Origin of the sequence: Gilliamella sp. B3482 (genome assembly GCF_026536805.1) — a bacterium.
Classification (GTDB): Bacteria; Pseudomonadota; Gammaproteobacteria; order Enterobacterales; family Orbaceae; genus Gilliamella; species Gilliamella apicola_E.
This window is the reverse complement of the sequence record NZ_JAFNNL010000002.1, coordinates 485,623-492,621: the sequence shown is the minus strand read 5'-3', so window position 1 is coordinate 492,621 and position 6,999 is coordinate 485,623. Positions and strand designations below refer to the sequence as shown.

The window sequence follows — 6,999 nt, the reverse complement described above, 5'->3', positions numbered from 1 at the left end:
TAGTAATAGGACCAGGATTGCTGGAATTCCATTGGGATTCAGTTGCAACAGGGCCAGTTAAGGTAACCCGTACGCCTGTCGCTGTAGAATTGCTCATAGTCGCCGTGATACCACCTCGCGAGACAGGAGACCAAGACAATGCTTGTTTATTACCAGCAATGCTTAAATCAAAGTACATGTTGTTAGCACCTGTAGTCGGAAAGTTCTTACCATATGAGTCAATTGACTGAGGCAAAAAACCAAGAGATGGATCAAAAATTTCAGGTGGGCCCGCTTTTACACCTCCATTGCCTTCGAAAGATAGACTTGGAGTGGCAAAACAAATTTCCTGCCCCTTAGGTTTGACAAAATAAGTGACCCGACTAGGATTGAAATCACTACTATTTGGAATACCATAACGCGTTGTTAATGTACCATTTGTATTAGTTAATATAACCTCATAAGGCGCGTTACAAGGCCTTAACACTGTATTACGTGATACTGTTCTATTTCTATAATCAACGAGAGATAACTCTAAAAAACCATTAACCTTAATCTCATCATCACCATCATCATCCCCCCAATAATTATTGGGAGGACCAATAAGCGTTTTTAAAGTGATTAAATCGACATTCGTTGGAACGATCATATCTATATCAGCAAAACTTTGACCTGCAACCGGTAACTCAATGGGGTTTGAAGATGATGAAGTATTCGTTGTAGTCGTGTACTGTTTTCCGTTAGATAGCGTAATACCGAGCAAAGCTTCAATATTAAGAACACGTGTCTTACCACCATCGAAAGTTAAATAAGGCGCATTACCGCGAATCATATTCGAGGTTTTAGCCGTTAATGCATGGCTAGAATAAAAAGGTATTAGCAAAAGAACGGGCGGTAAAAAGATCTGTCGGAGTAATTTAGATCCGAGAGATGATCGACGCGATGATCCAAATGACGATCTCCACAACGATCGACTAGGCGATCTTAAATTTTCGTCGACTAATAAGCTGGAATGAAAAAAAAGATGCTGGGAGTTTGAATTTGGCGAATTTAAATTAGAGGTTGACCAAGTTGGCCTGTTGCCTGTTGCCTGTTGGAAATTATAGAACATATGCGACAATCCTGTCAAGTATATTTTTGATTTATTTAATGTTTTGCTTGAATTTTAGCCATCCAGCCAAAATTTTCGAAGAGTATAGTTACTGGAAAAATACGATGCAATACTTTTTTTATTTTGGATCGTTAACATTCGTTAAGAAGATCCTAGAAGGATCTAAACAATAATTAGCTAACTACTGTTTTGATTAAAAATTTTATCTTTACAAACATTTAAAGACCTTAATTAATGATCCTTAAAAAATTTATCTGAGTGATTAATCATTTAATAATTTTTAATCGGTATTTAGAACTTCAACCCATGCCCTAAAAAAATCCCCCCCCGGTTGAGGGATGATGATGTTCGGGGGAGGCTAAACTACTAAATCACTTTTTTATTTGACAACTACCTTGATTCTTAAGGTCAACTATTCCTTGATAATTTAACGCCATCTTTACCCCCTCAAACTTTAAAGCTTAAGGAAGAAGGAATAAATACTAAGGATAAGTACAAAGCCCGTAGGTATAGTTGTTGTTGTACCAATCCACACCACCGTTGGTAATGTTTACGATAAACGGACCATTACCATCCGAGTCACTAGTCCAAATCCAATGGTTGATAGGGGTGAAGCCAATGTCTGAAATATTGTTCACACGCCCCCACTCCGAGGAAAAACCAGCACCAATATATCGCATGTAAAGAAAAAAATCTGAGGTAGGCGTGGCGCCAGGTATGATTACATCTGAACGAACGACATGTTTTGCATTTGTTATATCCTTTATCTTAACAAGGCGATAGCCTGTACGATTACACCAGGATAATGTATTAGGATAATTGTCCCACTTAGTACCACGGTTGACGAACCACTGCTTCAATGTAAAACCATATTTAATAACAGGATTACCTTGACCATCACGACCGACCAACTCAAAGGTCTGAGGCAAAATAGGTTTGGAAATAAGACCTGGATTGTCTGAATTATGCTGGGATTCGGTAGCGAAAGGACCTGTTAAAGTAACACGTACGCTTGCAGCAGTTGAATTAGACATTGTAACTGTGATTCCCCCCTGAGATAATGAAGACCAAGACAAAGGTTGACTAACACCTCTAATATCTAAGTCAAAGTACAATCCATTAAGACCAGTAGTAGGAAAGTTTAAACCATAACGAGATGGGTCAGTTGACTGAGTAAGAAAACCATAACGAGAGTCAAACATCGAAGGCCACTCAGTCGAATAGTAATTCAGATTAGGCTTAGCAAAACAAACCTCAGCCGCCTTAGGATTAACATAATAAGTCACACGACCTGCACTGAAGACACTACGATTAGGAATTCCGTAACGAGTATATAACATAACGTCAGTATTAGATAAGGTAACAAGATAAGGTGCCTTACAAATCTCTGGCACGGTACTACGTGAAACAGATTGACGGCTGTTATCGACGATAGATAAACTTAAACGACCTGTAGCGGTAACACCAGAATCACCATCATCATCTCTCCAATAATTATAAGGAGGACCGATAAGAGAACTTAAAGCGACTGAATCAGTATTAGTAGGAACAAACATACCTATATCAGCAAAACTCTGACCCGCAACCGGCAAGACGATTGGCGTTGTTGATGAAATATTGGTTGAAGGCGTGTACTTAGTTCCATCAGAAAGTGTAATACCAAGCAGACCGTTAACATCTATCACACGAGTACGACCACCATCGAAAGTCAAATAAGGTGCACTACCCTGAATATAATTCGAGGTTTTAGAGGTTAATGCATGGCTGAAAAGAGGAAGAAAAATCGCCACGCAAAAAACAATCTGACGGAGTAAATTAGATCGTAAAAAGGATCGAGAAAAAGATCGCGCGAAAATTTGCAAAATTCCCCATAATTGTGTGAAAAAATAAACTTTGGTAAAAAATAAACACTGAGAGCTTAACTTCGACGAATTTAAATTAGAGGTTAACCAAGTTGTCTTCTGAAAATTATCGAACATGCACAACAATCCTGTTAAGTATATTTTTAATTTATTTACTTTTTTCATTAATGAACATCATCTTTATAAACATCTAAAAATTATTATTAATAATCCATAAAAAATTATATTTAAGTATTTGAAATTAGTGATTTTGATAATTTAATAATTTTCAAGTGGAATCTTAAATTTCAAAAACCCCGTTCCTCAACTTTTTTACAGTTAAACACTTTAAAAATACCCCCCCGGTTGAGGGATGATGATGTCCGGAGGGGCTAAACCACAAAATCGCTTTTTATTTGACAACCACCTTGACTCTTCAAGTCAAATATTTCTTAATAATTTAGCTACTCCTTTATCCCCCAAGTTTTAAGGCTTAAGGAAGAAGGAATAAATACTAAGGATATGAGCAGAGCGAGGCATGGGGGGTGTCGATGCGATCATCCACACCACCGTGGAAGGTTTGCACGACATACCGCCAACGACTACCATTCACGTCACTAGTCCAGTACCAAGAGTCATGGGTGAAGCCAACGCCAAAGTCGCTAAGAGGACCCCACTCATTGAAAAAGCCAGAGCCAATTCTACGTTGGAAATAATTACCAGGTGAGGAAGGTGTGGCGCCGACGAAACCTTTACACCAATCGCCTGAATTTTTACCACGACAAGATGCATTTGTTAAATCCTTTACGAGAGGCATTCGATAACCAATACTATTACACCAAGATAAGGCAGGAGAATAATTGTCCCACTTAGTACCACGGTTGACGAACCACTGCTTCAATGTAAAACCATATTTAATAACAGAATTACCTTGACCATCACGACCGACCAACTCAAAGGTCTGAGGCAAAATAGGTTTGGAAATAAGACCAGGATTGTCTGAATTATGCTGGAATCCGGTAGCGAAAGGACCCGTTAAAGTAACACGTACGCTTGCAGCAGTTGAATTAGACATTGTAACTGTGATTCCCCCCTGAGATAATGAAGACCAAGACAAAGGTTGACTAACACCTCTAATATCTAAGTCAAAGTACAGTCCATTAGCGCCAGTAGTAGGAAAGTTTGAACCATAACGTGAAGGGTCAGTTGACTGAGGGATAAAACCATTAGCAGGGTCCCACATAAAAGACGGACCAGCATAATCATGATATGGGAACAAAATATCATCACCAAGCTTAGCATTTTTTAAATTAGGTCTGGTGAAACAAACCATCGACGTAGCCTTAGGATTAACGAAATACGTCACAACATTGGCACTGAAATCACTACTATTAGGAACGCCATAACGTGTGGATAATGTGCCGTTAGTACTGGATAACGTCACCCTATAAGGAGTATTACAAATCTTTAATACGGAATTACGTGATACAGCTTGATTGTTATTATCGACGATAGATAGACTTAAAGAACCAGTAACAGTAACGTCACTATCACCATCATCATCCCCCCAATAATTATTAGGAGGACCGATAAGAGAACTTAAAGCGACTGAATCGGTATCAGTTGGAACAAACATGTCTATATCAGCAAAACTTTGCTCTTCATCAGGCAAAACGATTGGCGTTGTAGATGAGGTATTATTTAAAGGCGTGTATTGTGTACCATCAGATAGAGTAATACCAAGCAGCCCATTTGTATCAACAACGCGAGTACGACCACCATCGAAAGTCAAATAAGGTGCACTACCCTGAATATAATTCGAGGTTTTAGAGGTTAATGCATGGCAGGTAAAAGAAAGTAAAACAGCCATACCTAAAAAAATCTGCCAGAATAAATTAGATCGAAAAGAGGATCGCAAGAAGGATCTAAAGTAGGATCGAAAAAAAGATCGCGCGAAAATTTGCAAAATTCCGCATAATTGCGTGAAAAAATAAACTTTGGTGAAAAATAAACGCTGGGAACTTAACTTTGACGAATTTAAATTAGAGGTTGGCCAAGTTGCCTGTTGCCTGTTGAAAATTATAGAACATCTGCGACAATCCTGTCAAGTATATTTTTGATTTATTTACGGTTTTGTTTGAATTTTAGCCATCCCGCTAAAACGGTAAAAGAGTATAGTTACTGGAAAAACACGATGCAATTCTTTTTTTGTTTTGGATCGTTAATATTCGTAAAGAAGATCGCAAGTAAAGATCTTGAAAGGATCGACCAACTCTTGTTTTAATTAAAATCATCTCGTTTACAAACCTTAAAAAAACTATAATTAAGATTCTGAAAAAATTTACCTGAGTGATGCGTAATTTTGATAATTTGATAATTTTTAATCGAAATTTGGAACCTCAAAAACCCCGCTCCTCAACTTTTTTATCAAAAAATCATCCATTTTATAAAACCCGCTTTCCCTTTGTTTGCTGTTTTTTAGCTGTTATAATCAATTTATCTTTTCTTTTTAGGGCAAATAGTTATGTATATTATTTATGGGATTAAGAATTGTGATACCATGAAAAAAGCGTTTAATTGGCTCAATGATCATCAAGTTAGTTACCAATTTCATAATTATAAAACCGATGGCTTGTCGGCTGAGTTGTTAAGTCAGTTATTAAAACTTGTTGATTGGCAGAGTTTGTTAAATACTCGTGGTACGACTTGGCGTAAGCTTGACGAAACAGTACGTAATCAAGTTGATAATCAAGATGCCGCTATCAAGATTATGTTAGCTAATCCTTCTATTTTAAAGCGTCCACTACTTGTTGATGGTAAGCGGGCTTTGTTGGGATTTTCTGACGAGAGCTATTCGCAATTTGTTAAACCTAAATCATAAGATCGAGATCACCATGACTGAACCTGTTATTGCACTAACCAAAGCATTGATTGCTGAAAGATCAATAAGCCCCGATGATAAGAACTGCCAGCAGATGATTATCGATCGTCTAAAGCCGTTAGGCTTTGTGATTGAAGAGGTAAATATTGGTAAGACGAAAAACCTTTGGGCCTACCATGGTAGTGGTAAAACTTTGATGTTTGCCGGTCATACTGATGTGGTGCCAGCCGGTGATGAGAGTAAGTGGTGTTACCCGCCTTTTGAGCCAACTATTGATGAAAACGGTATTTTGTACGGTCGTGGCGCTGCCGATATGAAAAGTGGCGTAGCGGCTATGGTTTGTGCCGCTGAGACGTTTGTTAAAAAATATCCTGACCATACTGGTCGGGTTGCGTTTTTGCTGACTTCCGATGAAGAAGCAGATGCAACCGATGGCACGGTAAAAGTGGTTGATTGGCTGATTAAACGTCAAGAACAGATCGATTACTGTATTGTTGGTGAGCCTTCAAGTGATAGTGTTCTTGGTGATCAGATTAAGAATGGGCGTCGTGGCTCTTTGACAGCCAATTTAGTGGTACATGGTATTCAGGGACATGTTGCTTATCCTCATCTTGCTGATAATCCGGTGCATAAATTTGCGCCCGCTTTGAATGAATTGGTAACGACAGTTTGGGATAATGGTAATGAATATTTCCCACAAACGACAATGCAAATAGCCAATATTAATGTTGGTACCGGCGCTGAAAATGTGGTTCCTGGTGATTTGTCAGTGCAATTTAATTTTCGTTATAGTAGTGAGTTAACCGATGAGATGATTAAAGCAAAAGTCGAGGCGATTTTGCAAAAACATCATTTAAACTATACGTTAAATTGGCGTTTGTCCGGCCATCCATTTTTAACACCACAAGGCGAGCTAACTGATGCAGCAGCAAGTGCAATTAAGGCCTTTACACAAATTGATACCAAATTATCAACCAGTGGCGGGACATCCGACGGGCGTTTTATTGCTAAGTTAGGTTGTCAGGTGATTGAGCTTGGTGTGTTAAATAAAACTATTCATAAAGTGAATGAAAATGTAAATTGCCAAGATGTCATTACATTACAAGCTATCTATATCGATATTTTAGAAAAGTTACTATAGATTTTAATATGAGATCATGCTTTGTGCTAAAAACTCAAGGGGATTT

General features: G+C 38.2%; 5 protein-coding genes. 2 read left to right on the top strand and 3 right to left on the bottom strand.

Annotated features, from left to right (window positions below):
• From J3U18_RS05385 to J3U18_RS05375, 3 genes are all read right to left on the bottom strand, one after another.
• On the bottom strand, positions 1-1,090 hold a 1,090-nt coding region (locus J3U18_RS05385), incomplete at its 3' end, for a hypothetical protein (RefSeq protein WP_267353152.1).
• Positions 1,091-1,572: 482 nt separating this feature from the next.
• Positions 1,573-2,880 (bottom strand): hypothetical protein, encoded by a 1,308-nt coding sequence (locus J3U18_RS05380; protein WP_267353151.1) that lies wholly within the window; start codon positions 2,878-2,880, stop codon positions 1,573-1,575.
• Between the two features lie 565 nt (positions 2,881-3,445).
• Positions 3,446-4,801, bottom strand: coding sequence for a hypothetical protein (locus tag J3U18_RS05375; RefSeq protein ID WP_267353150.1), 1,356 nt, complete (start codon positions 4,799-4,801; stop codon positions 3,446-3,448).
• Between the two features lie 654 nt (positions 4,802-5,455).
• Here J3U18_RS05375 and J3U18_RS05370 point away from each other — a divergent pair.
• Both J3U18_RS05370 and dapE read left to right on the top strand, forming a co-directional pair.
• The gene (locus tag J3U18_RS05370) at positions 5,456-5,812 is read left to right on the top strand and encodes an ArsC family reductase (RefSeq protein ID WP_220225889.1); all 357 of its coding nucleotides are present in this window, start codon (positions 5,456-5,458) and stop codon (positions 5,810-5,812) included.
• A 13-nt stretch (positions 5,813-5,825) separates the two neighbouring features.
• Positions 5,826-6,953 carry a succinyl-diaminopimelate desuccinylase gene (gene dapE / locus J3U18_RS05365; RefSeq protein ID WP_267353149.1) on the top strand — a complete coding sequence of 376 codons (1,128 nt, stop codon included), beginning with the start codon at positions 5,826-5,828 and terminating at the stop codon, positions 6,951-6,953.
• Positions 6,954-6,999: the final 46 nt, after the last annotated feature.

What these genes read in the sequence shown, in the direction of transcription:
- J3U18_RS05375 (WP_267353150.1), bottom strand. Translation starts at nt 4,801, where the DNA reads ATGGCTGTTTTACTTTCTTTTACCTGCCATGCATTAACCTCTAAAACC.
- dapE (WP_267353149.1), top strand. Translation starts at nt 5,826, where the DNA reads ATGACTGAACCTGTTATTGCACTAACCAAAGCATTGATTGCTGAAAGA.
- J3U18_RS05370 (WP_220225889.1), top strand. Translation starts at nt 5,456, where the DNA reads ATGTATATTATTTATGGGATTAAGAATTGTGATACCATGAAAAAAGCG.